Consider the following 24,473-nt stretch of genomic DNA (forward strand, 5'->3'; position numbering starts at 1 on the left):
GGGGCCACACGTCATGGGACTCGAAGAAAAGCTGCCGAGCGGCTTCCTGCTGACCACCGTCGAGCAGGCCGCGGGCTGGGTGCGCAAGTCGTCCGTCTTCCCGGCCACGTTCGGCCTCGCCTGCTGTGCCATCGAGATGATGACCACCGGCGCCGGCCGCTACGACCTGGCGCGCTTCGGCATGGAGGTCTTCCGCGGCTCGCCGCGGCAGGCGGACCTGATGATCGTCGCGGGCCGGGTCAGCCAGAAGATGGCGCCGGTGCTCCGGCAGGTCTACGACCAGATGCCGAACCCCAAGTGGGTGATCTCCATGGGGGTCTGCGCCTCCTCGGGCGGCATGTTCAACAACTACGCCATCGTCCAGGGCGTCGACCACATCGTGCCGGTCGACATCTACCTCCCCGGCTGTCCGCCCCGGCCGGAGATGCTGCTGGACGCCATCCTCAAGCTCCACCAGAAGATCCAGTCCTCCAAGCTCGGCGTGAACGCCGAGGAGGCGGCCCGCGAGGCGGAGGAGGCGGCGCTCAAGGCCCTGCCCACGATCGAGATGAAGGGGCTGCTGCGGTGAGCGACGCGAACGGCACCCACGACGCGAATCCCGAGAAGGACCTCAGCGCGTCGAACCTCCCGGGCCAGCGCGGTGACGGCGGCGAGGAGATCCGCGTCCAGCGCGGCATGTTCGGCGCCGACAACGGCGGCGACACCTCCGGCTACGGCGGCCTGGTCCGCTCGGTCCGGCTCCCGGGACCGGCGACCCGCCCCTACGGGGGCTGGTTCGACGAGGTCGCCGACGAGCTCGAGGGCGCGCTGGAGGAGCAGGGCCTGGTCCCCGGGAACGCCATCGAGAAGACGGTCGTCGACCGCGACGAGCTGACCTTCCACATCGAGCGCGAGCACCTCGTCCGCGTCGCCCGCACCCTGCGCGACGACCCGGCCCTGCGCTTCGAGCTGTGCACCGGCGTCAGCGGCGTGCACTACCCGAACGACAAGGGCCGCGAGCTGCACGCCGTCTACCACCTGCGCTCGATCACCCACAACCGGCTGATCCGCCTGGAGGTCAGCGCCCCCGACAGCGACCCGCACATCCCGTCGCTGTTCGAGGTCTATCCGACGAACGACTGGCACGAGCGCGAGACGTACGACTTCTTCGGAATCGTCTTCGACGGCCACCCGGCCCTGACGCGGATCATGATGCCGGACGACTGGCAGGGCTTCCCGCAGCGCAAGGACTACCCCCTCGGCGGCATCCCCGTCGAGTACAAGGGCGCCCAGATCCCGGCTCCGGACCAGCGGAGGTCGTACTCATGAGCACTTCGCACGCCTCCCCTCGGGAGACCACAGAGGGCACCGTATACACGGTCACCGGCGGCGACTGGGACGAGGTCGTCCAGTCCGCGGCCCGCGCCGACGACGAGCGCATCGTCGTCAACATGGGCCCGCAGCACCCGTCCACCCACGGCGTGCTCCGCCTGATCCTGGAGATCGACGGCGAGACCGTCACCGAGGCCCGCTGCGGAATCGGTTACCTGCACACCGGCATCGAGAAGAACCTCGAGTACCGGACGTGGACCCAGGGCACCACGTTCGTGACGCGCATGGACTACCTGACGTCGTTCTTCAACGAGACGGCGTACTGCCTCGGCGTCGAGAAGCTCCTCGGCATCGAGGACCAGATCCCGGACCGGGCCTCGATCATCCGCGTGCTCCTGATGGAGCTGAACCGGCTCTCCTCGCACCTGGTGTGCATCGCCACCGGCGGCATGGAGCTCGGCGCGACCACGATCATGATCTACGGATTCCGTGATCGTGAACTCATTCTCGATATCTACGAGCTGATCACCGGCCTGCGGATGAACCACGCGTACATCCGCCCCGGCGGACTCGCCCAGGACCTGCCGCCCGGCGCGGTGGACCAGATCCGCGAGTTCGTGAAGAAGATGAAGAAGAACCTCCCGGAGTACGACAAGCTCGCCACCGGGAACCCCATCTTCAAGGCCCGCATGCAGGACGTCGGCTACCTCGACCTGGCCGGCTGCATGGCCCTCGGCGCGACGGGACCGATCCTGCGCTCCACCGGCCTGCCGCACGACCTGCGCAAGACGCAGCCGTACTGCGGCTACGAGACGTACGACTTCGAGATCCCGACCGCCGACACCTGCGACTCCTACGGCCGCTTCCTGATCCGGTTGGAGGAGATGCGCCAGTCCCTCAGGATCGTCGAGCAGTGCCTGGACCGGCTCCAGCCCGGCCCGGTCATGGTCGCCGACAAGAAGATCGCCTGGCCGGCCCAGCTCGCCCTGGGACCCGACGGCCTCGGCAACTCCCTCGACCACATCAAGAAGATCATGGGCACCTCCATGGAGGCCCTGATCCACCACTTCAAGCTGGTCACCGAGGGCTTCCGCGTCCCGCCGGGACAGACGTACGCGGCGGTCGAGTCGCCCAAGGGCGAACTCGGGGTGCACGTCGTCTCCGACGGCGGCACCCGCCCCTACCGGGTCCACTTCCGCGACCCGTCCTTCACCAACCTGCAGGCCATGGCGGCGATGTGCGAGGGCGGCCAGGTCGCCGACGTCATCGTCGCCGTCGCGTCCATCGACCCCGTGATGGGAGGCGTCGACCGATGACCACATCGTCTTCCGAGCGGGGCGTCAGCCTGGGCATGCCCGAACTGCCCGCACCCGCCTACCCGGACGACGTCCGGGCCCGTCTGGAGACGGACGCGCGCGAGATCATCGCCCGCTACCCGGACTCCCGGTCGGCCCTGCTGCCGCTGCTGCACCTCGTGCAGGCCGAGGAAGGGCATGTGACCCGCACCGGCATGCGGTTCTGCGCGGACGTGCTCGGCTTGACCACGGCCGAGGTCACCGCGGTCGCCACCTTCTACACCATGTACCGCCGTCGGCCGAGCGGTGACTACCAGGTGGGGGTGTGCACCAACACCCTGTGCGCGGTCATGGGCGGGGACGCGATCTTCGAGGAGCTCCAGGAGCACCTCGGCGTCGGCAACGGCGGGACCACCGGCGACGGCAAGGTGACTCTGGAGCACATCGAGTGCAACGCGGCCTGCGACTTCGCGCCGGTCGTGATGGTCAACTGGGAGTTCTTCGACAACCAGACCCCGGCCAGCGCCAAGCGCCTCGTCGACGACCTGCGTGAGGGACGGCCGGTCACGCCCACCCGCGGGGCCCGCATGTGCACCTTCAAGGAGACCGCCCGGGTCCTGGCCGGCTTCCCCGACGAGCGGGACGGGGCCGTGGAGTCCGGCGGGAGCGCGGGACCCGCCTCCCTGATCGGCCTGAAGCTCGCCAAGGGGGAGGCCTCTCCCGCACGCGTGGTGCACCCCCGCGGTGAGGCGGCCCGGACCGGAGCACCGCACGACCCGTCACCGACGGAGCACTTGAGCTCGCACGACGCGCCGCAGGACACGTCGGCCTCCGACCCGGCCCACCCGGCCGGGCCTGCCGCCGAGGAGGGGGAGTGATGACCTTGGCACCCGAGCTGAAAGACATGAGCCCCGAGAAGCTGCTCGCACCGGTGCTGTCGGCCTTCTGGGACGAGGACAGGTCCTGGACGCTGGACGTGTACCGGAGGCACGACGGCTACGAAGGGCTGCGCAAGGCGCTCGCGATGACGCCGGACGACGTCATCGCCTACGTCAAGGAGTCCGGTCTGCGCGGACGCGGCGGCGCGGGATTCCCCACGGGCATGAAGTGGCAGTTCATTCCGCAGGGGGATGGAAAGCCGCACTATCTCGTTGTCAACGCCGACGAGTCGGAGCCGGGGACGTGCAAGGACATCCCGCTCCTCTTCGCGAACCCGCACAGCCTCATCGAGGGCATGATCATCGCGTGTTACGCCATCAGGTCGTCGCACGCCTTCATCTATCTGCGTGGTGAAGTCGTCCCGGTGCTGCGGCGGTTGCACTCGGCCGTGCGCGAGGCGTACGAGGCCGGCTTCCTCGGCGAGAACATCCAGGGCAGCGGACTCGACCTCGACATCACCGTGCACGCGGGCGCGGGCGCGTACATCTGCGGTGAGGAGACCGCGCTGCTGGACTCGCTCGAGGGCCGCCGGGGCCAGCCGCGGCTTCGTCCCCCCTTCCCTGCCGTCGCGGGCCTCTACGCGTGCCCGACTGTGGTGAACAACGTCGAATCGATCGCGTCGGTTCCCGCGATCATGCAGCGGGGCAAGGAATGGTTCCGGTCGATGGGGAGTGAGAAGTCGCCCGGCTTCACGCTCTACTCCCTCAGCGGCCACGTCGCCGGCCCCGGCCAGTACGAGGCGCCGCTCGGCATCACGCTCCGCCAGCTCCTCGACATGAGCGGCGGGATGCGCCCCGGGCACCGCCTCAAGTTCTGGACGCCGGGGGGCTCCTCGACCCCGATGTTCACCGACGAGCATCTCGACGTCCCTCTTGACTACGAAGGAGTGGGCGCCGCGGGTTCCATGCTCGGCACCAAAGCTCTCCAGTGCTTCGACGAGACGACCTGCGTGGTCCGCGCCGTCACCCGCTGGACCGAGTTCTACGCCCACGAGTCCTGCGGCAAGTGCACGCCCTGCCGCGAAGGGACCTACTGGCTCGTGCAGTTGCTGCGCGACATCGAGGCAGGCAAGGGACAGATGTCCGACCTCGACAAGCTGAACGACATCGCCGACAACATCAACGGCAAGTCCTTCTGCGCCCTCGGCGACGGCGCCGCCTCGCCGATCTTCTCCTCGCTCAAGTACTTCCGCGAGGAGTACGAGCAGCACATCACGGGCCGGGGCTGCCCCTTCGACCCGGCCAAGTCGACGGCCTGGGCCGACCGCACGGAGGTGAACGCATGACCGTGACCACCAGCTCTCCCTCCGGCGGGGGAGAAGCGGCGGTCCCGCCGGAGGACCTCGTGTCGCTGACGATCGACGGCGCGGAGATCAGCGTGCCCAAGGGCACCCTGGTCATCCGGGCCGCCGAGCAGCTCGGCATCGAGATCCCCCGGTTCTGCGACCACCCGCTGCTCGACCCGGCCGGCGCCTGCCGCCAGTGCATCGTCGAGGTCGAGGGCCAGCGCAAGCCCATGGCGTCCTGCACCATCACCTGCACCGACGGGATGGTGGTCAAGACCCACCTCACCTCCCCGGTCGCGGAGAAGGCCCAGAAGGGTGTGATGGAGCTCCTGCTCATCAACCACCCGCTGGACTGCCCGGTCTGCGACAAGGGCGGCGAGTGCCCGCTGCAGAACCAGGCCATGTCGCACGGCGACGCCGACTCCCGCTTCGACGGCCGCAAGCGGACCTACGAGAAGCCCGTCGCGATCTCCACGCAGGTGCTGCTCGACCGCGAGCGGTGCGTGCTGTGCGCCCGCTGCACCCGGTTCTCCAACCAGGTCGCGGGCGACCCGATGATCGAGCTGATCGAGCGGGGCGCGCTCCAGCAGGTCGGCACCGGCGAGGGCGACCCGTTCGAGTCGTACTTCTCCGGCAACACCATCCAGATCTGCCCGGTCGGCGCGCTGACCTCGGCGGCGTACCGATTCCGCTCCCGCCCCTTCGACCTGGTCTCCTCCCCGTCGGTGTGCGAGCACTGCTCCGGCGGCTGCGCCACGCGCACCGACCACCGGCGCGGCAAGGTCATGCGGCGGCTCGCGGCCAACGACCCCGAGGTCAACGAGGAGTGGATCTGCGACAAGGGGCGGTTCGGGTTCCGGTACGCGCAGCAGCGGGACCGGCTCGAGACGCCGCTGGTGCGCAACGCCGAGGGCGACCTGGAACCGGCCTCCTGGCCCGAGGCGCTGCAGATCGCGGCCCAGGGACTGCTGGCCTCCCGGGGCCGCACCGGAGTCCTGACCGGCGGCCGCCTCACCGTCGAGGACGCCTACGCGTACAGCAAGTTCGCGCGCGTGGCCCTCGACACCAACGACATCGACTTCCGCGCGCGCGTGCACAGCAGCGAGGAGGCCGATTTCCTCGCAGCTGAGATCGCCGGCCGGGGCCGGGACCTCGACGGCACTGGCGTCACGTACACCGCGCTGGAGAAGGCCCCCGCCGTCCTGCTGGTCGGGTTCGAGGCGGAGGAGGAGGCGCCCGGCGTCTTCCTGCGGCTGCGCAAGGCCTGGCGGGGGCACGGACAGAAGGTCTACTCCCTGGCCACGCACGCCACGCGCGGTCTGGAGAAGGCCGGTGGCACGCTGCTGCCGGCGGCTCCCGGCACCGAGACCGAGTGGCTGGACGCGCTCGCGAGCGGGGCCGGCCTGGAGGACGACGGTGCGCTCGCCGCCGAGGCGCTGCGCGCCGAGGGCGCGGTGATCGTCGTCGGCGAGCGGCTGGCCGCCGTGGCCGGCGGACTCACCGCCGCGGCACGCACCGCCTCCGCGACCGGCGCCCGGCTGGTGTGGATGCCGCGCCGGGCCGGGGAACGCGGCGCGATCGAGGCGGGCGCGCTGCCGTCGCTGCTGCCGGGCGGGCGCCCGGCCACCGACCCACGCGCACGGGACGAGGTCGCCGGCGTCTGGGGCGTCGCAGGTCTCCCGCACCGCTACGGCCGGGACACCGGCCAGATCGTGGAGGCCGCAGCGACCGGAGAGCTCCAGGCCCTGCTGGTGGCGGGCGTGGAGATCGCCGACCTGCCCGACCCGGCACGCGCGCGTGCGGCGCTCGACGAGGTGGGCTTCCTGGTCTCGCTGGAACTGCGGCCGAGCGAGGTCAGCCGCAAGGCCGATGTCGTCCTGCCCGTGGCCGCGGTCGCCGAGAAGGCCGGCACCTTCCTCAACTGGGAAGGCCGGATCCGCTTCTTCGAGGCCTCGCTCAAGCCCGACCAGATGACCCGGCACCTGGCGCCCACCGACGCGCGCGTGCTGCAGATGCTGGCCGACGCCATGGACATCCACCTCGGACTGCCGGATCTGCGCACCGTACGCGGCGAGATCGACCGGCTCGGCGCCTGGGACGGCCCGCGGGCCGGCGAACCCCTGGAGACCGCGGCCGCGCTGCCGCGGCCGGCCATCGGGGAAGCCGTACTCGCGGGTCACCGGCTGCTGCTCGACCAGGGCGTCCTCCAGCAGGGCGACGAGGCACTCGCCGGAACCCGGCACGCCGCACGCGCGCGGGTGTCCGCCGCGACGGCCGCCGAGGCGGGCGTCAAGGACGGCGACCTGCTCGCGGTGACCGGCCCCCGGGGAGTCGTGGAACTCCCGCTCCAGATCAGTGAGATGCCCGACCGGGTGGTGTGGCTCCCGCTGAACTCCACCGGCGGGGGCGTCGCCTCCGACACGGGGGCGCGGCCCGGCTCCCTCGTCCGCATCGGCCCGGCGACGCTCGCCGGCGAGGCCCCCAAGGAGGTGGAGGCATGAGCCCGTACCTCGCCGCTGAAGACCTCTCGATGTTCGGCACCGACCCCTGGTGGCTGGTCGTCATCAAGGCGGTGTTCTGCTTCGCCTTCCTGATGGTGACCGTGCTGGTCTCCATCGTCATGGAGCGCAAGGTCGTCGCCTGGATGCAGCGACGCATCGGCCCCAACCGGCACGGCCCCTGGGGCATGCTCCAGTCGCTCGCCGACGGCGTGAAGCTGATGCTCAAGGAGGATGTGGTCGTCAAGCGCGCGGACAAGGTGGTGTACGTCCTCGCGCCGGTCATCGCGGCCATCCCGGCCTTCATGGCCATCGCGGTGATCCCCTTCGGCCCTGCCGGCAACGAGATCTCGATCTTCGGCCAGCGCACCACGATGCAGCTCACCGACCTGCCGGTCGCGATGCTCTACATCCTGGCCATCGGCTCCCTCGGGGTGTACGGCTTCGTCCTGGGCGGCTGGTCATCGGGCTCGACGTACCCCCTGCTCGGCGGTATCCGCTCGTGCGCGCAGATCATCTCGTACGAGGTCGCCATGGGCGCCGCCATCGCCTCGGTCTTCCTCTACTCCGGCTCGATGTCGACCTCGGCGATCGTCGGAGCTCAGGAGGACCGCTGGTTCGCCCTGCTGCTCCCGGTCTCGTTCCTGATCTACATGGTGACGATGATCGGTGAGTCCAGCCGGGCCCCGTTCGACATGCCGGAGTCCGAGGGGGACCTGGTCGGTGGTTTCAACACCGAGTACAGCTCCATCAAGTTCGCGATGTTCATGCTCTCCGAGTACATCCACATGGTCACCGTGTCGATGATCGCGGTGACGCTGTTCCTCGGCGGCTGGCGGGCTCCGTGGCCGATCAGCACCGTCTGGGAGGGCGCGAACCACGGCTGGTGGCCGCTGCTCTGGTTCGTCGTCAAGCTCCAGGTGCTGATCTTCTTCTTCATCTGGCTCCGTGGCACTCTCCCGCGGGTCCGCTACGACCAGCTCATGAAGCTCGGCTGGAAGGTCCTCATCCCGGTAGCGCTGGTGTGGCTGATGCTCGTCGCGACCGTCCGGGCCTTCCGGAACGAGGGTTACGCCTTCGGTGACATCGCCCTCTACGTCGGCGGCGGCGTACTCGCCCTGCTGCTGCTCTCCTTCGTAGTCGACATGTTCCGCGAGAAGGCGAAGAAGGCCGAGGAACCCGCCGAGGCCCCGGCTGCCTTCGACCCGATGGCGGGCGGATTCCCCGTGCCGCCCCTGCCGGGACAGGAACTCCCACCCGTCCCGCGACGCCCCTCGCGCCGTGAGCGGGAGCTGATTGTCAGTGGTGGGACCGATACTCAGAGTGACGGATCTCTGGGCGGAACTACGGATGGAAAGGAGGCGTCCGATGGCTGAGGAACTCGAGCGTTCGAAGGCTGAGGAACCCAAGGACACCAAGCCCGGTTTCCAGAACCCCGTGGCCGGCTTCGGCGTGACCTTCAAGGCCATGTTCAAGAAGCGGCTGACCGAGCAGTACCCGGAGCAGCAGAAGACCACGGCTCCGCGCTTCCACGGACGGCACCAGCTCAACCGCCATCCGGACGGCCTGGAGAAGTGCGTCGGCTGTGAACTGTGCGCCTGGGCCTGCCCCGCCGACGCGATCTACGTGGAGGGCGCGGACAACACCGACGAGGAGCGCTACTCGCCGGGCGAGCGGTACGGCCGCGTCTACCAGATCAACTACGCCCGCTGCATCCTGTGCGGCCTGTGCATCGAGGCCTGCCCCACCCGGGCGCTCACGATGACCAACGAGTTCGAGCTGGCCGACTCCAGCCGCGCCAACCTCATCTACACCAAGGAGCAGCTGCTCGCCGGTCTCGAGGAGGGCATGGTCGACTCGCCCCACGCCATCTACCCCGGGACGGACGAACAGGACTACTACCGGGGCCTGGTGACGGAGGCGGCGCCCGGCACCGAGCAGCAGGCCGCCCACTCCAAGGGCGAGGTCGTGCAGGAGGCCGACTCGACCTTCGGCGGGACGGAACCGGCGTCGGGGAAGGTGGCCGGCCGATGACCACCCAGCTCGCCGCCTACTCCACCTCCACCCCAGAGGCCGTCCAGTTCTGGATCCTCGGCACCGTGGCGGTGATCGGCGCCCTGTGCACCATCCTCATGAGGAGGGCCGTGCACAGCGCGCTCTGCCTCGCCGGGACCATGATCATCCTGGCGGTGTTCTACCTCGCCAACGGCGCCTACTTCCTGGGCGTCGTCCAGATCGTCGTCTACACCGGCGCGATCATGATGCTCTTCCTGTTCGTGGTGATGCTCGTCGGCGTCACCGCGGCGGACTCCCTGAAGGAGACCATCAAGGGCCAGCGCTGGCTGGCCCTGCTGTGCGGACTCGGCTTCGGCGTCCTGCTGGTCGCCGGGATCGGCAACGCGTCGCTGACGGAGTTCAACGGCATCGGCCAGGCGAACGCCGGGGGCAACGTGGAGGGCCTCGCCGCCCTCCTCTTCACCAGGTACGTCTTCGCGTTCGAGATCACCGGCGCCCTGCTCATCACGGCCGCCGTCGGCGCCATGGTGCTCACCCACCGCGAGCGCACCGAGCGGGCCAAGACGCAGCGGGAGCTCGCCGAGGAGCGGGTGCGCGAGGGCAAGCAGCTGCCGCCGCTGCCGGCGCCCGGGGTGTACGCCCGGCACAACGCGGTCGACATCGCGGGCCTGCTGCCCGACGGCACCCCGTCCGACCTCACCGTCAGCAAGACCCTGCGCGAGCGCGGCCAGATCCGTGACGTGTCGCAGGAGGCGCTCAACGACCTCAAGGCCCTGGAGCAGCGGTCCGAGGAGCGGCTGGGGCGCAGGGCGGTCGGGCCGGCGAAGGTCCAGCGGTCCGAGGAGGCGTCGAAGTGAACCCCGTCAACTACCTCTACCTCGCGGCCCTGTTGTTCACGATCGGCGCCACCGGCGTGCTGATCAGGCGCAACGCGATCGTCGTGTTCATGTGCATCGAGCTCATGCTCAACGCCTGCAACCTCGCGTTCGTCGCCTTCTCTCGGATGCACGGCAACCTCGACGGCCAGATCATCGCCTTCTTCACGATGGTCGTCGCCGCCGCCGAGGTCGTGGTCGGGCTCGCGATCATCGTGTCCCTGTTCCGTGCCCGCCACTCGGCCTCGGTCGACGACGCCAGCCTGATGAAGCTGTAAGGGGTCGGAAGAATCGTGGAGAACCTCATTGCGCTGCTGGTGGCGGCGCCCCTGCTCGGAGCGGCGGTCCTGCTGTGCGGCGGACGCCGGCTGGATGCCGTCGGCCACTGGATCGGCACCCTGCTCGCGGCCGTCTCCTTCGTGCTCGGCCTGGTGCTGTTCACCGACATGCTGGGCCAGGACGCCGAGAACCGCGTCATGAGCCAGCACCTGTTCAGCTGGATCCCGGTCGAGGGCTTCCAGGCGGACGTCGCCTTCCAGCTCGACCAGTTGTCGATGACGTTCGTGCTGCTGATCACGGGCGTCGGATCCCTGATCCACCTGTACTCCGTCGGGTACATGGAGCACGACGAGCGGCGCCGCCGCTTCTTCGGCTATCTGAACCTGTTCCTCGCGGCGATGCTGATCCTCGTCCTCGCCGACAACTACCTGCTGCTGTACGTCGGCTGGGAGGGCGTCGGTCTCGCCTCCTACCTGCTGATCGGCTTCTGGCAGCACAAGCCCAGCGCCGCCACGGCCGCGAAGAAGGCCTTCCTGGTCAACCGCGTCGGCGACATGGGCCTGTCCATCGCGATCATGCTGATGTTCCTGTGGTTCGGCACCTTCGCCTTCGGGCCGGTGCTCGGCGGCCACGGGGAGGCCGGACTCGCCGGTGCCGCCGGTGAGGACAAGCTGACCGCGATCGCGCTGATGCTGCTCCTCGCCGCCTGCGGCAAGTCCGCCCAGGTGCCGCTGCAGTCCTGGCTCGGGGACGCGATGGAGGGCCCGACCCCGGTTTCGGCCCTCATCCACGCGGCGACCATGGTGACGGCGGGCGTCTACCTGATCGTCCGCTCCGCGGCCGTCTTCAACGGCGCCCCCGACGCACAGCTGGTCGTCACCATCGTCGGTGCGGTGACGCTCCTGTTCGGTGCGATCGTCGGTTGTGCGAAGGACGACATCAAGAAGGCCCTGGCCGGCTCGACCATGTCGCAGATCGGCTACATGATCCTCGCCGCCGGCCTCGGCCCCATCGGCTACGTCTTCGCGATCATGCACCTGGTGACGCACGGCTTCTTCAAGGCCGGGCTGTTCCTCGGCGCCGGTTCGGTCATGCACGGCATGAACGACGAGGTGGACATGAGGAGGTACGGCGGTCTCCGGAAGTACATGCCGATCACCTTCGTCACCTTCGGCCTCGGTTACCTGGCCATCATCGGCTTCCCGGGCCTGTCCGGGTTCTTCTCCAAGGACAAGATCATCGAGGCGGCGTTCGCCAAGGGCGGCACCGAGGGCTGGATCCTCGGCGCCTGCGCCCTGCTCGGCGCGGCCATCACGGCGTTCTACATGACGCGCGTGATGCTGATGACGTTCTTCGGTGAGAAGCGCTGGCAGCCCGACGAGAAGGGCAATGAACCGCACCCGCACGAGTCGCCCAAGGTCATGACGATCCCGATGATCGTGCTGGCCGTCGGGTCGGTGGCCGGCGGTGCGTTCTTCAGCATCGGCGACCGCTTCGTGCACTGGCTGGAGCCCATCACCGGGCACAGTCACGGCAACCCGCCGATCAGCGCGGGTGTGGTCACCGGCGCGACCGTCGCGTGCATGGTCATCGGCGTCGCCATCGCCTGGGCCCAGTACGGCCGCCGCCCGGTCCCGGCCGTCGCCCCGCGCGGCTCGCTGCTCACCCGGGCCGCCCGCCGCGACCTGCTCCAGGACGACTTCAACCACGTCGTCCTGGTCCGCGGCGGCGAGCACCTCACGCGGTCCCTGGTCTACGTCGACCACACCCTGGTCGACGGCGTCGTCAACGGCACGGCGGCCTCGGTCGGCGGCCTCTCCGGGCGGATGCGCAGGCTGCAGAACGGCTTCGCCCGCTCCTACGCGGTCTCGATGTTCGGGGGCGCGGCGGTCATCGTCGCCGCGACCCTGCTGATGAGGGCGGTCTGATACCGATGTCCTTTCCTCTGCTGACAGCGACAGCGGTCCTCCCGGCCGTCGGGGCGATCGCCACGGCCGCCGTACCGGCCGCGAAGCGCACCGCCGCCAAGTGGCTGGCGCTGTTCTTCTCGCTCGCCACGCTCGTCCTGGCGATCACCGTCCTGGTCCGCTTCGACCCGGACGGCGACCGCTACCAGCTCACCGAGTCCCATGCCTGGATCGCGGACTTCGGCGTCCGCTACGAACTGGGCGTGGACGGCATCGGGGTGGCGCTGGTCGCGCTGACCGCGCTACTGATCCCGTTCATCATCCTCGCGGGCTGGCACGACGCCGACCCCCTGGAGACCGGCAGCAGCCGCTGGCGTCCGACGCAGGGCTTCTTCGCGCTGATCCTCGCCGTCGAGGCGATGGTGATCCTCTCCTTCGAGGCCACCGACGTCTTCCTCTTCTACATCTTCTTCGAAGCCATGCTGATCCCGATGTACTTCCTCATCGGCGGCTTCGGGGACCGTGCCCACGAGCACGGCGAGAAGGCGGCGGCGACGCAACGGTCGTACGCGGCGGTGAAGTTCCTCCTCTACAACCTGGTCGGCGGACTGATCATGCTGGCCGCGGTGATCGGCCTGTACGTGGTCGCCGGGAACTTCTCGCTCCAGGAGATCGCCGAGGCCCGCGCGGGCGGCACGCTCGACATGGCGACCGGCACCGAACGCTGGCTGTTCCTCGGCTTCTTCTTCGCGTTCGCGGTGAAGGCGCCGCTGTGGCCGCTGCACACCTGGCTGCCCAACGCCATGCAGGAGTCCACCGCCCCGGTCGCCGTGCTCATCACGGCGGTCGTCGACAAGGTCGGCACCTTCGCGATGCTCCGCTTCTGCCTCCAGCTGTTCCCGGAGGCCAGCAAGTGGGCCACGCCCGCCATCCTCGTCCTCGCCCTGATCAGCATCATCTACGGAGCGCTGCTCGCGGTCGGCCAGCGGGACATCAAGCGTCTGATCGCCTACGCGTCCATCTCCCACTTCGGCTTCATCATCATGGGCATCTTCGCGATGACCAGCCAGGGCCAGTCCGGGGCGACGCTCTACATGATCAACCACGGCATCTCGACGGCCGCGCTGATGCTGGTGGCGGGCTTCCTGATCTCCCGGCGCGGCTCGCGGCTCATCGCCGACTACGGCGGAGTGCAGAAGGTCGCCCCGGTGCTCGCCGGCACGTTCCTGATCGGCAGCCTCGCGACCCTCTCCCTGCCGGGACTGGCGCCGTTCGTCAGTGAGTTCCTGGTCCTGGTCGGCACATTCACGCGCTACCCGGTGGTCGGCATCATCGCCACCTTCGGCATCGTCCTCGCCGCGCTCTACACCCTCGTCCTCTACCAGCGGACGATGACGGGCCCGGTGAAACCGGAGGTCTCCGCGATGCCGGATCTCAGGGTGCGAGAGCTCGTGGTCGTCGCCCCGCTGGTCGTCCTGCTGATCTTCCTGGGCGTCTACCCGAAGCCCGTCACGCAGATCATCGACCCGGCGGTCAAGCAGACCATGTCCGACGTCCAGCAGAAGGACCCCCAGCCCGAGGTGGAGGCGGCCAAGTGAGCGCATCAGCTGTCCACAGCCTGTGGACAACGGCGGCCGACCCGATCTCGAAGATCGACGCGCCGAAGATCGAATACGGGCAGCTCGCCCCCACCCTGATCATCGTCGGTGCGGCGATCATCGGGATCCTGATCGAGGCGTTCGTACCGCGCAAGTCCCGTTACTACGTCCAGATGTTCGTGTCCGTCGTCGCGCTCACCGCCGCCTTCGCGGCGGTCGTGGCGCTCGCGGCCGACGGGTACGGCACGACCAAGGCGCACATCGCGGCGATGGGCGCGATCGCCGTCGACGGGCCGGCCCTGTTCCTGCAGGGCACGATCCTGCTGGCGGCCCTGGTGGGCCTGTTCACCTTCGCCGAGCGGCGCCTCGACCCGGTGGTGCACGGCAACCGCGTCGACTCCTTCGCCGCGCAGGCCGCGTCGGTGCCGGGCAGCGAGAGCGAGAAGGCCGCGGTCAAGGCCGGGTTCACCACCACCGAGGTGTTCCCGCTGCTGCTGTTCGCCGTCGCCGGCATGCTGATCTTCCCGGCGGCCAACGACCTGCTGACGCTGTTCGTGGCGCTGGAGGTCCTCTCCCTCCCGCTGTACCTGCTGTGCGCCCTGGCCCGCCGCAAGCGGCTCATGTCGCAGGAGGCGGCGGTCAAGTACTTCCTGCTCGGCGCCTTCGCCTCCGCGTTCACCCTGTTCGGGATCGCCCTGCTCTACGGCTACGCGGGCTCGATGTCGTACGCGACGATCGCGCAGGTCGTCGACGGCACCGTGCAGGACGTCAACCCGGCGCTCGCCGACACCATGGGCAACGACGCGCTGCTGCTGATCGGCGCCGCGCTGCTGGTGATGGGCCTGCTGTTCAAGGTGGGCGCGGTGCCGTTCCACATGTGGACGCCGGACGTGTACCAGGGTGCGCCGACGCCGGTGACCGGGTTCATGGCGGCGGCGACGAAGGTGGCGGCGTTCGGCGCGCTGCTGCGGCTGCTGTACGTCGTCCTGCCGGGCCTGCGCTGGGACTGGCGGCCGGTCATGTGGGCGGTGGCCATCGTCACCATGCTGGGCGGTGCGATCGTCGCGATCACGCAGACCGACATCAAGCGGCTGCTGGCGTACTCGTCGATCGCCCACGCCGGGTTCATCCTCGCGGGTGTCATCGCGACCACGCCCGACGGGGTCTCGTCGGTGCTGTTCTACCTGGCGGCGTACTCGTTCGTGACGATCGGCGCCTTCGCGGTGGTCACACTCGTCCGCGACGCGGGGGGCGAGGCGACGCACCTGTCCAAGTGGGCGGGGCTCGGGCGCAGGTCCCCGCTGGTGGCGGCGGTGTTCGCCGTGTTCCTGCTGGCCTTCGCGGGCATTCCGCTGACGTCCGGGTTCGCCGGGAAGTTCGCCGTGTTCAAGGCGGCGGCGGAGGGCGGGGCCGCTCCGCTCGTCGTGATCGGTGTGATCTCGTCGGCGATCGCGGCGTTCTTCTACATCCGCGTCATCGTGCTGATGTTCTTCAGCGAGCCGCGGCCGGAGGGCCCGACGGTGGCCGTGCCGTCGCCGTTGACGATGACGGCGATCGGGGTGGGTGTGGCGGTCACGCTGGTACTCGGTGTGGCGCCGCAGTACTTCCTGGATCTGGCGGGGCAGGCGGGCGTGTTCGTCCGTTGACACCGCTCCTGCTGTGAGACAGCGGCCCGGCTTCCCTCTCGGAGAGCCGGGCCGCTGTCATGGGGGTCGCGGTTTCTTCAGGCCATCGGCCGGAAACGGACAGGTCTCCCGCGAACGTGTGAACGACGCTCGTGTCCTTGGCGGAGCTGTACCGGGCGGGCCTGTGGATAACTCCGGGGCTGTCGGTACGGGCGCCTATGGTGGACGCAGTGGTCGAGGCGCGACGCACGGGGGACGCAATGATGGGCGCTACGGGCGGGACGGGTGTGATGACGGAACTGGACGCGGTGACCGGGACCGGGGCCGGGATCGACGCGGGCAGCGGCCCCGCCGGGCCCCTCGGCGCCGACGCGAGCGAGGCGCTGGCCGCGCTGCACCGCGTCTTCGGCTACGGGGCCTTCCGCGGCGAGCAGGAAGCGGTCATCGACCATGTCGTGGCGGGCGGCGACGCCGTCGTGCTCATGCCGACCGGCGGCGGCAAGTCGCTGTGCTACCAGATCCCTTCCCTGGTCAGGCCGGGTACGGGAGTGGTCGTCTCCCCGCTCATCGCCCTGATGCAGGACCAGGTGGACGCGCTGCGGGCGCTGGGCGTGCGAGCCGGGTTCATGAACTCCACGCAGGACTTCGACGAGCGGCGGATGGTCGAGGCCGAGTACCTCGCCGGCGAGCTGGACCTGCTGTACCTGGCGCCCGAGCGGCTGCGGCTGGAGAGCACGCTCGATCTGCTCTCCCGCGGGAAGATCTCCGTCTTCGCGATCGACGAGGCGCACTGCGTCTCCCAGTGGGGCCACGACTTCCGGCCCGACTACCTGGCACTGTCCCTGCTCGGCGAGCGCTGGCCGGACGTGCCGCGGATCGCGCTGACGGCTACGGCCACGCACGCGACGCACCAGGAGATCACCGAGCGGCTGAACATGCCGACGGCCCGCCACTTCGTGGCGAGCTTCGACCGGCCCAACATCCAGTACCGGATCGTGCCCAAGGCCGACCCCAAGAAGCAGCTGCTGAGCTTCCTGCGCGAGGAGCACGCGGGCGACGCGGGCATCGTCTACTGCCTGTCACGCAACTCGGTGGAGAAGACCGCCGAGTTCCTCAGCCGCAACGGCGTCGAGGCCGTGCCGTACCACGCGGGCCTGGACGCGGGCACGCGCGCCGCCCACCAGTCCCGCTTCCTGCGGGAGGACGGCCTGGTCGTGGTGGCGACCATCGCCTTCGGTATGGGCATCGACAAGCCGGACGTCCGTTTCGTCGCCCACCTCGACCTCCCCAAGTCGGTCGAGGGCTACTACCAGGAGACGGGCCGGGCCGGCCGTGACGGGCTGCCCTCGACGGCCTGGATGGCCTACGGGCTGAACGACGTCGTACAGCAGCGCAAGCTGATCCAGTCCGGGGAGGGCGACGAGGCCTTCCGGCGCCGGGCCCAGGCCCACCTGGACTCGATGCTGGCGCTGTGCGAGACGGCCCAGTGCCGCCGGGGCCAGCTCCTCGCCTACTTCGGCCAGGACCCGGACCCGTCCGGCTGCGGCAACTGCGACACCTGCCTCACCCCGCCGGAGACCTGGGACGGCACCATCGCGGCGCAGAAGGCGCTGTCGACGGTGGTCCGGCTGCAGCGGGAGCGCGGGCAGAAGTTCGGCGCGGTGCAGATCGTCGACATCCTGCTGGGGAAACGGACCGGCAAGGTCATCCAGTTCGACCACGACCAGCTGTCCGTGTTCGGCATCGGCGAGGACCTCACCGAGGGCGAATGGCGGGGCGTCATCCGGCAGTTGCTCGCCCAGGGGCTGCTCGCCGTGGAGGGCGAGTACGGCACGCTGGTGCTGACCGAGGCCAGCGGGGCGGTGCTGCGGCGGGAGCGGGACGTGCCGCTGCGCAAGGAGCCCAAGAAGCCGGTGACCTCCCGGTCGGGGTCCTCGTCCGCGGGCTCCGGACGGGGCGAGCGCAAGGGCAAGGCCGTTGCCGCCGAGCTGCCCGAGCAGCTGCTGCCGGCCTTCGAGGCGCTGCGCGCCTGGCGTGCCGAGCAGGCCCGTGAGCAGGGCGTCCCGGCGTACGTGATCTTCCACGACGCCACACTGCGGGAGATCGCCATGGCGTGGCCGTCGTCGGTGGGGGAGCTCGGCGGGATCAGCGGGGTCGGCGAGAAGAAGCTCGCCACGTACGGGGAGGGCGTGCTGGAGGTGCTCGCCTCGCTGGGCGGACCGGCAGGCTCGGCTCCTGCGGGCGACTCGGCCCCGGCCCAGGCGTCCGGCCCGGCTCCGGCCCACGCCCCCGGTCAGGACGCGGGTGAGCCGGACCACTGGCCGGAGATGGACGCGGAGCCGGAGCCCGACGACTGGATATAGCGCCGGGCTCCGGCGAGGTCAAACGGATCCGGGAGCCGGCCTGATCACAACGCCCGTCCCGCGTACGCCCGCCGGGCCGCCCCGGCTACGGCGGTTACCGCCCGCCGGGCCGCCTCGGCCACGGCAGCCACCGGCCGTCCGCCCGCCTCGGCCACGGCAGCCACCGGCCGTCCGCCCGCCTCGGCCACGGCAGCCACCGGCCGTCCGCCCGCCTCGGCCACGACAGCCACCGACCGTCCGCCCGGCTCGGCTACGACAGCGCCGTCAGGCCCGGGGCGAACGCGATCAGCAGGGGCAGCAGCGGTACGAGCGCGGCCGTCGTGGTGGTCAGGGCCCGGTGCCGGCGGCCCAGCCGGGGCGGCGGCTCCAGGAGCCGGTCGACCCGCTCGCCCAGCAGGCGGTGGCTGGAGGCGCAGGACAGGACGCCGCGGTGCTGGTTGAGCTCGATCAGGGCCAGGGCCGTCGTGAGGTGGCCGCAGCGGCGGGAGGCGGTGTCGTCGGCGGCCAGTTCGACCAGGCGGTGGGTCTGGTCGCAGAAGTGGGCGAACAGCGGGATGCGGGGGAAGCCGGTGGCCAGGGCGGTGGACAGGTGCAGCAGCCAGTCGTGGCGGGCCCGGGCGTGGCCCCGCTCGTGGGTGAGGACGGCGTCGAGCTGGTGGCCGGTGAGGCGGTGCAGGGCGCCCGTGGTGACGATCAACTGGGGCGGGCTGCCGGGCATCCACCAGGCGTCCGGGTACTCGTCCTCCAGGACCAGCAGCGGACCCCGCGCCGCGGGCAGGCCGGCCGGCAGGTCGGGGGCGCGCTCACGCAGGTGGGCGCGGGCCTGGGCGCGGCGCCGACGGGCCTCGACGAGCTCCCGCGCGAGCATCGCGGTCGTCCAGGCGGCGCCACAGGCCAGCAGCAGGGTGAGGGCGACGGCCCACGGCGGGGCGGCGGACAGGTCGTACGCCGCGGTCACCGCCGGCGGGGCCGGGGCGAAGAGCTGGGCGCGGACGGTGCCGAAGACGGCGGCGGCGCCCAGGGACAGCGCCGTCACGCACGCCAGCAGGACGGTGGCGACCAGACACTGCCAGACCCACAGCGCGACCACCGGTTCCCGCTCGGGCCACGCGGCCCGGGTCAGCGCACGGGGAACGGGGACGGCGGCCGTCACGGCGACGGCACTCAGCAAGAGCAGGCAGACGGTCATGGCCACGGGCTCCGGTTCCTCGTCGGAAGAGGGGCGGCTACGGGTCGTGCGGGGGGAGGGCGGCCGCCGTGCGCACCGGTGACCACGACGAGCGCGGCGGACGTGCGGGCACACCGCCCCACGCCCAGTATGACGGGCCGGGCGGTGTGCGTCAGGGGCCGAACGGCAACAGAAGGGACCGGAGGGGCGACCGTCGGCCGGCCCCTGGGCGACCGTCGTCAGCCCTGGACCACCCGTCCCGTCACCTCGCCAAGACCCACTCGCACGCCGTTCGGCCCCGGGGCCCACGCCGAGAGGGTCACCTCGTCGCCGTCCTCCAGGAACGTCCGCTTGCCGTCGGGGAGTTCGAGCGGCTCGCTGCCGTTCCAGGTCAGCTCCAGCAGGGAGCCGCGCTCCCGCTCCGCCGGGCCGCTGACCGTGCCGGAGCCGTACAGGTCGCCGGTGCGCAGGGAGGCGCCGTTGACGGTCATGTGGGCCAGCTGCTGGGCGGCCGTCCAGTACATGGTGGAGAAGGGCGGTTCGGAGACGACGTGGCCGTTGACGGCGACGCTGATCCGCAGGTCGTAGCCGCCGGGTTCCTCGTCGCTGTCGTCCAGGTACGGCAGCAGCCCGTGCGTCCGGGCCGGGGGCGCCACGAGGGCCTCCTCCAGGGCGTCCAGCGGGGTGATCCACGCCGACACCGACGTGGCGAAGGACTTGCCGAGGAACGGGCCGAGGGGCACGTACTCCCAGGCCTGGATGTCCCGAGCGGACCAGTCGTTGAGGAGGCACAGCCCGAACACGTGCTCGCGGAAGTCGCCGAGGGCCACCGGCGCGCCCATCCGGGAGGGCACACCGACGACGAAGCCGACCTCGGCCTCGATGTCCAGGCGGACGGACGGGCCGAAGACGGGAGCGGCGTCCGTGGGGGCCTTGCGCTGGCCGGACGGCCGTGCGACCTCCGTGCCGGAGACGACGACCGTGCCGGAGCGGCCGTGGTAGCCGATGGGCAGGTGCTTCCAGTTGAGGGTGAGGGAGTCCTCGGCGTCGGGGCGGAAGATCCGCCCGACGTTCCGGGCGTGGTTCTCGGAGGCGTAGAAGTCGACGTAGTCCGCGACCTCGAACGGCAGGTGCAGGGTCACCGACGCCAGGGGGTGGAACAGGGGTGCGACGGTCTCGCGGTGGGACGGCACGGTCACCCAGGCGGTCAGCGCCCGGCGCACGTCCGACCAGGCCGTGCGACCGGCGGCCAGCAGCGGGTTGAGGGTCGGCTGCGCGAGCAGGGAGGCGTACGGCGAGCCGAGCGCGTGGGCCGCAGCGCCCGCGTCCAGCACATGGTCGCCGAGCCGGACGCCCACCCTCCGATGGGACGAGCCGGGCAGGGAGAACACGCCGTACGGCAGGTTGTGCGGGCCGAAGGGGTCGCCCTCGGGGACATCGAAGGGGGGCATCGGGTGCTGCCTCGCTTTCGGGTGTGCCATGTCGTCGCCACGTATTCGTGGTCGTGCCACACGTTACGGGTGACACGCCGGTCCTGGGCAGAGTCCGAGGAGCCGGAGACGGACGAACGGGGCAGGTGGGCCCCGGTGGGACCGGACGGGGCGACTCCGGCGGTCCGGACGGGACGGCACATTCGTACGAGCCGGAAGTTATCCACAGGACGCGACGCAATCTTGACGGAGCGGTGCGAACGGGGCGACTCTGGGCGGGTGCCGGAAGGCCTCGGGGAGGGGGCTTTCCCACGGCACATCTGGGGGGCGGATGGCCATAGGGGAGGCCGGTCCGGGTTCGGTGCGGCGTGGTGCACAGCCGAAGCGGCTGGAAGAGACCATGCGCGTCCGGCTCGGCCGGGAATGTGTGTACGTACCGTCGTGCCGTTTCGGGCTGTACGTGGCGCTGCGCCACTGGTGCCCGCCCGGCGGACGGGTGCTGATGTCGCCGGTCAACGACGACGTGATCTTCTTCGTCGTGCTCGCGGCCGGACTGCGCCCGGTGCAGGCGCCGTTGAACCCGCTCGACGCGTCCATCGACATCGATGCCGTGCCGGACGAGGTGTGGGGCTCGGTGTCGGCCGTGCTCACGACGAACCTGTACGGCAACCCGGACCCGGCGCCGCGCCTGAGGCAGAAGTGCGACGCGCTGGGGATCCCGCTGTTCGAGGACGCGGCGCACGCGATCGGCAGCCGGGTGGGGGACCGGCCGGTCGGGGCGTGGGGCGAGGCCTCCGCGTTCAGCCTGTCCAAGCACGTCGGGGCCCATGCCGGAGGCGTGCTCTCGCTCGCCGACCCGGGGTTACGGGAAGCGGTGGTGAAGACCTGCGCGGGGCTGCTCGCGCCGCGCCGGGCGAGCGCCGAACTCGCCTACCTGGTCCGGCCGTACGCGGAGGCGGCGGTGCGCGGGCTGCGGTTGCGGCGTGCCGCCTGGTCCGCGATCCGGCTGCTGGGGCTGGCGGACCGCGAGGAGATCCGGATGCCGCTGCGCCCGGACGAACTCGCCCTCGCCGCCCGCGAGACGCCCGGGCTCGACGCCCACCACCCGTGGGTGCGCGTCGACATGCACGACTACCGCCTGGAGTCCGGCCGGCTGCGGCTGCGGCGCATCGGGCGGGGGCTCGACCGGCTGGACGACGTGCTGGACGCCTGCCGGGCGGGCACGGAGCTGCTGCTGTCCACGCCCTGGGCCAAGCCGCGTGACGGCCACGGGACGCAGCCGTTGTTCCGTGTCCCGCTGTTCGTGGCCGACCGGGACGCGGCGATCGCGGCGCTGGCGCGACAGGGCATCGTCGTCGGCTACCTCTACGACCCGCCCCTGGACGACTACGCCGGTGCGCGGTTCACCGACCCCTCACCGGCTCCCGAGGCGGCCCGCTGGTTCGCGCGGCACGCGCTGCCCGTGGACCCCCTGCGGGCGCGGACGGTCGTCGAGGTGCTGGAGCGGTCCGGGGCGCGACCGGTCCAGGCGCCGGGAGAACTGCCCGGGAGCAGGCCGACACCGGGAGGGCTGGGACAGTCCCGTGGCTGAGATCCAGGTGCACGAGCCCGCCGCCGCGCGCACCGACGGCGGCGGACCGAAGGCTGCCGGCAGCGACCACACCCACGACTCGTTGTTCAAGAACGCCTACTTCCTCATGCTCAGCACCGGCGTCTCCGCCGTACTGGGCCTGGGATTCTGGCTGGTGGCCGCCCGCTACTACACGGAGGAGGCCGTCGGCCAGGGTTCGGCCGCGATCGCCGCGATGCGGCTGCTCGCCAGCATCACGGCGACGACGATGATCGGCGCCGTCGTCCGCTTCGTCCCGCGCGCGGGACGGGAGACCGGGCGTCTGGTGTGGGGCACGTACGTGGCCAGTTCGCTGGTCGTGGCGCTCGCCGCCGCCGTCTTCCTGCTCACGCTCGACGCGTGGGGAGCGTCCTACGCCCCCCTGGGCACACCCGTGGCGGGTGCGGTGTTCGTCGCGGCCTGCGTGGCCTGGGCGCTGCTCACCCTCCAGGACGGGGTGCTCACCGGACTGCGCAAGGCGGAGTGGGTGCCCGCCGGGAACGCGGTCTTCTCGGTCGGGAAGCTGGCCCTTCTGGCCGTCTTCGCCGGCACGCTGCCCGTCCTCGGCATCTTCGTCTCCTGGGCGGTGGCGATCGCCTTCTCCACCCTGCCGCTGGGCTGGCTGATCTTCCGTCGCCTCATCCCGCGCCAGGCGGAGGCCGAGGGTGACAAAGAACCCCCGAAAATCAGGGACATGGGCCGCTTCCTGGCCGGGGACTCGCTGGGCGCGCTGTTCAGCCTGGCGATGATCAACCTGCTGCCGGTGATGGTCGCGGTCCGCTTCAGCGCCGCCGAGAACGGCTACTTCTACGTGGCCTACACCGTCGGCGGCACGATGGAGTTCATGGCCATCAACATGGCCTCGTCGCTCACCGCGCACGCCTCGCACGACCCGCGCCAGCTCGCCGACGGCGTCCGGGGCGCCCTGCGGCGCATGACGCTGCTGCTGGTCCCGGTCGTGCTGGTGCTGGTCGTGTTCGCCCCGCAGATCCTCACGCCCTTCAGCCCGGACTACGCCGAGCACGGCTCGACCGTGCTGCGGCTGCTCGCCCTCGGTGCCCTGCCACGGATCGTGGTGGAGCTGTACATCGGCGTGCTGCGCGTCCAGGGGCGCACCGGTGTGCTGGCCGCTCTCCAAGGGGGCATGTGCGCCCTGGTGCTGGGCAGCGCGGCCATGCTGTTCACCCCGTCCGGGATCGCGGGCGCCGGCTGGGCGGTGCTGCTGAGCATGACGCTGATCGCCGTCGTCGCCACGGCCGGGCTGCGCGCGGCCCTGCGCCACGACGCCGGCGCACCCGCCGTCCGTACACCCGCCGACCCCTCGTACGGCACGCGCTGGGCGAAACTCAACGCCACCGCCGGGTACGGCACGACCTGGGCCCGCCGCGCCGCCTACCAGCCCAGGGACGGCGACCAGGACACGGTCACGCTGTTCATCGGGCGCCCCGGATACGAACGGGAGGCGCTGCAGGCGGACACGCTCGCGCTGATCGTGCGGCCCGACGGACCGACCCGGGAACCACCGCCCCACGAGCCGGAACCGGACCAGGAGCCGCAGGAGCGGCGGCTGCGGGGCGCCCTCTGGAGCCTGCTCGGTGTCGCCGTCGTGTTCTTCTGGGCGCCACTGCGGGACCTGCCGTGGCTCGACGGCGCCCGGGAAACGGCTCTGACCGGGCGTCAGCTGCTGGAGGGGCTGCCCCTGCCGTCGCTCACCGCGGGCGGCCTGCTGCTCGTGGTGTTCGTCGCCGCCGTCACGCTGAGCACCCGGCGCGACCCGTGGCTCCCCGGCACAGCGCTGGGCGCCGCCCTGCTCGCCCTGTACGCCGCACCGGTCGCCCTCGGACGGGAACCGCGGCCGGTGGACGGGGCGTTGTATGAGAAGACGGCCGGCTTCCTGGCGGACGCGGTGGGGCTCGACGGGCCCGAGCCGCTGCTGCGCTGGGCGCCACCGGTCTGCCAGTTGCTGTGTCTCGTACCGCTGGGGCTGCTGCTCGCGAGCGCGGGGGGTCGGCTGACGTGGCCGGGGCGCTGGGGGGTTCTGTATCTCGTCGCGGTCGGCGGCTGGGTGTGGCGCGACGCGCTCGCACCGGTCGCGCCGCCCCTGCTCGTCGCCGTCACGCTGCTCCTGCTGCTCCACCGCGCCGCGTCGGCGTGGACGCACTCCCGCTCCACCGCCTCCATAGCCGACCGAACGGCCGACGGACCACCGAGCGGCCGACCCCGCGACTGATCAAACCCGGAGCCGGGACCGATCCGGGCTCAGGGCCGAACAGAG

The 24,473-nt window shown here is 70.9% G+C and carries 19 protein-coding genes; 16 read left to right on the plus strand and 3 right to left on the minus strand.

The features are described from left to right. Positions 1-13 precede the first annotated feature (13 nt). From G3I77_RS23315 to recQ, 14 genes are all read left to right on the plus strand, one after another. Positions 14-568, plus strand: a complete 555-nt coding sequence (locus tag G3I77_RS23315) for an NADH-quinone oxidoreductase subunit B family protein (RefSeq protein WP_031141109.1) — start codon at positions 14-16, stop codon at positions 566-568. After that, the gene (locus G3I77_RS23320) at positions 565-1,308 is read left to right on the plus strand and encodes an NADH-quinone oxidoreductase subunit C (protein ID WP_248506791.1); all 744 of its coding nucleotides are present in this window, start codon (positions 565-567) and stop codon (positions 1,306-1,308) included. Before G3I77_RS23315 ends, G3I77_RS23320 begins: the two co-directional genes overlap by 4 nt. After that, the gene (locus G3I77_RS23325) at positions 1,305-2,627 is read left to right on the plus strand and encodes an NADH-quinone oxidoreductase subunit D (protein ID WP_248506793.1); all 1,323 of its coding nucleotides are present in this window, start codon (positions 1,305-1,307) and stop codon (positions 2,625-2,627) included. Before G3I77_RS23320 ends, G3I77_RS23325 begins: the two co-directional genes overlap by 4 nt. Next, complete coding sequence (gene nuoE / locus G3I77_RS23330) at positions 2,624-3,484, plus strand: NADH-quinone oxidoreductase subunit NuoE (RefSeq protein ID WP_248506794.1); 861 nt, start codon at positions 2,624-2,626, stop codon at positions 3,482-3,484. The genes G3I77_RS23325 and nuoE overlap by 4 nt, the downstream gene beginning before the upstream one ends. Beyond that, the gene (nuoF, locus tag G3I77_RS23335) at positions 3,484-4,830 is read left to right on the plus strand and encodes an NADH-quinone oxidoreductase subunit NuoF (RefSeq protein ID WP_282573784.1); all 1,347 of its coding nucleotides are present in this window, start codon (positions 3,484-3,486) and stop codon (positions 4,828-4,830) included. Before nuoE ends, nuoF begins: the two co-directional genes overlap by 1 nt. Beyond that, complete coding sequence (locus G3I77_RS23340) at positions 4,827-7,331, plus strand: NADH-quinone oxidoreductase subunit G (RefSeq protein WP_248506796.1); 2,505 nt, start codon at positions 4,827-4,829, stop codon at positions 7,329-7,331. The genes nuoF and G3I77_RS23340 overlap by 4 nt, the downstream gene beginning before the upstream one ends. Continuing rightward, positions 7,328-8,704, plus strand: a complete 1,377-nt coding sequence (gene nuoH / locus G3I77_RS23345) for an NADH-quinone oxidoreductase subunit NuoH (protein ID WP_248506797.1) — start codon at positions 7,328-7,330, stop codon at positions 8,702-8,704. Before G3I77_RS23340 ends, nuoH begins: the two co-directional genes overlap by 4 nt. Continuing rightward, positions 8,697-9,362, plus strand: a complete 666-nt coding sequence (gene nuoI / locus G3I77_RS23350) for an NADH-quinone oxidoreductase subunit NuoI (RefSeq protein ID WP_248506798.1) — start codon at positions 8,697-8,699, stop codon at positions 9,360-9,362. The genes nuoH and nuoI overlap by 8 nt, the downstream gene beginning before the upstream one ends. After that, positions 9,359-10,201 (plus strand): NADH-quinone oxidoreductase subunit J, encoded by an 843-nt coding sequence (locus tag G3I77_RS23355; RefSeq protein ID WP_248506800.1) that lies wholly within the window; start codon positions 9,359-9,361, stop codon positions 10,199-10,201. The genes nuoI and G3I77_RS23355 overlap by 4 nt, the downstream gene beginning before the upstream one ends. Beyond that, on the plus strand, positions 10,198-10,497 hold the full coding sequence (gene nuoK / locus G3I77_RS23360; protein WP_003992252.1) for an NADH-quinone oxidoreductase subunit NuoK: 300 nt from the start codon (positions 10,198-10,200) through the stop codon (positions 10,495-10,497). Before G3I77_RS23355 ends, nuoK begins: the two co-directional genes overlap by 4 nt. A 15-nt stretch (positions 10,498-10,512) precedes the next feature. Then, positions 10,513-12,426: an NADH-quinone oxidoreductase subunit L gene (gene nuoL / locus G3I77_RS23365; RefSeq protein WP_248506802.1), complete on the plus strand. Its 1,914-nt coding sequence runs from the start codon at positions 10,513-10,515 to the stop codon at positions 12,424-12,426. A gap of 5 nt (positions 12,427-12,431) precedes the next feature. After that, complete coding sequence (locus G3I77_RS23370; protein WP_248506804.1) at positions 12,432-14,003, plus strand: NADH-quinone oxidoreductase subunit M; 1,572 nt, start codon at positions 12,432-12,434, stop codon at positions 14,001-14,003. After that, positions 14,000-15,649, plus strand: a complete 1,650-nt coding sequence (nuoN, locus tag G3I77_RS23375) for an NADH-quinone oxidoreductase subunit NuoN (protein WP_248506806.1) — start codon at positions 14,000-14,002, stop codon at positions 15,647-15,649. Before G3I77_RS23370 ends, nuoN begins: the two co-directional genes overlap by 4 nt. Before the next feature lie 269 nt (positions 15,650-15,918). Next, positions 15,919-17,991 carry a DNA helicase RecQ gene (recQ, locus tag G3I77_RS23380; protein ID WP_248506808.1) on the plus strand — a complete coding sequence of 691 codons (2,073 nt, stop codon included), beginning with the start codon at positions 15,919-15,921 and terminating at the stop codon, positions 17,989-17,991. Positions 17,992-18,035: 44 nt separating this feature from the next. Here recQ and G3I77_RS23385 read toward each other — a convergent pair whose 3' ends face one another. The 3 genes from G3I77_RS23385 to fahA form a co-directional block, all read right to left on the minus strand. Then, positions 18,036-18,221, minus strand: a complete 186-nt coding sequence (locus tag G3I77_RS23385; RefSeq protein WP_248506810.1) for a hypothetical protein — start codon at positions 18,219-18,221, stop codon at positions 18,036-18,038. Between the two features lie 20 nt (positions 18,222-18,241). Further along, entirely contained in the window at positions 18,242-19,180 is a 939-nt protein-coding gene (locus G3I77_RS23390; protein ID WP_248507010.1) for a M56 family metallopeptidase, read from the minus strand. Positions 19,181-19,398: 218 nt separating this feature from the next. After that, a complete protein-coding gene (fahA, locus tag G3I77_RS23395; RefSeq protein WP_248506813.1) occupies positions 19,399-20,610 on the minus strand; it encodes a fumarylacetoacetase in 1,212 nt (403 codons plus the stop codon). Positions 20,611-20,920: 310 nt separating this feature from the next. Between fahA and G3I77_RS23400 the strand changes: the two genes are divergently transcribed. Further along, complete coding sequence (locus G3I77_RS23400) at positions 20,921-22,180, plus strand: DegT/DnrJ/EryC1/StrS family aminotransferase (protein ID WP_282573786.1); 1,260 nt, start codon at positions 20,921-20,923, stop codon at positions 22,178-22,180. Next, positions 22,173-24,428, plus strand: coding sequence for a lipopolysaccharide biosynthesis protein (locus G3I77_RS23405; RefSeq protein ID WP_374386346.1), 2,256 nt, complete (start codon positions 22,173-22,175; stop codon positions 24,426-24,428). The genes G3I77_RS23400 and G3I77_RS23405 overlap by 8 nt, the downstream gene beginning before the upstream one ends. Positions 24,429-24,473 lie beyond the last annotated feature (45 nt).

It is taken from the genome of Streptomyces sp. D2-8 (assembly GCF_023184515.1).
Taxonomy (GTDB): Bacteria; Actinomycetota; Actinomycetes; order Streptomycetales; family Streptomycetaceae; genus Streptomyces.

Coding starts and splice junctions, on each gene's coding strand:
- G3I77_RS23315 (WP_031141109.1), top strand. CDS start 14: ATGGGACTCGAAGAAAAGCTGCCGAGCGGCTTCCTGCTGACCACCGTC.
- G3I77_RS23325 (WP_248506793.1), top strand. CDS start 1,305: ATGAGCACTTCGCACGCCTCCCCTCGGGAGACCACAGAGGGCACCGTA.
- nuoE (WP_248506794.1), top strand. CDS start 2,624: ATGACCACATCGTCTTCCGAGCGGGGCGTCAGCCTGGGCATGCCCGAA.
- nuoF (WP_282573784.1), top strand. CDS start 3,484: ATGACCTTGGCACCCGAGCTGAAAGACATGAGCCCCGAGAAGCTGCTC.
- G3I77_RS23340 (WP_248506796.1), top strand. CDS start 4,827: ATGACCGTGACCACCAGCTCTCCCTCCGGCGGGGGAGAAGCGGCGGTC.
- nuoH (WP_248506797.1), top strand. CDS start 7,328: ATGAGCCCGTACCTCGCCGCTGAAGACCTCTCGATGTTCGGCACCGAC.
- nuoI (WP_248506798.1), top strand. CDS start 8,697: ATGGCTGAGGAACTCGAGCGTTCGAAGGCTGAGGAACCCAAGGACACC.
- G3I77_RS23355 (WP_248506800.1), top strand. CDS start 9,359: ATGACCACCCAGCTCGCCGCCTACTCCACCTCCACCCCAGAGGCCGTC.
- G3I77_RS23370 (WP_248506804.1), top strand. CDS start 12,432: ATGTCCTTTCCTCTGCTGACAGCGACAGCGGTCCTCCCGGCCGTCGGG.
- recQ (WP_248506808.1), top strand. CDS start 15,919: ATGACGGAACTGGACGCGGTGACCGGGACCGGGGCCGGGATCGACGCG.
- G3I77_RS23390 (WP_248507010.1), bottom strand. CDS start 19,180: ATGACCGTCTGCCTGCTCTTGCTGAGTGCCGTCGCCGTGACGGCCGCC.
- fahA (WP_248506813.1), bottom strand. CDS start 20,610: ATGCCCCCCTTCGATGTCCCCGAGGGCGACCCCTTCGGCCCGCACAAC.
- G3I77_RS23400 (WP_282573786.1), top strand. CDS start 20,921: ATGGCCATAGGGGAGGCCGGTCCGGGTTCGGTGCGGCGTGGTGCACAG.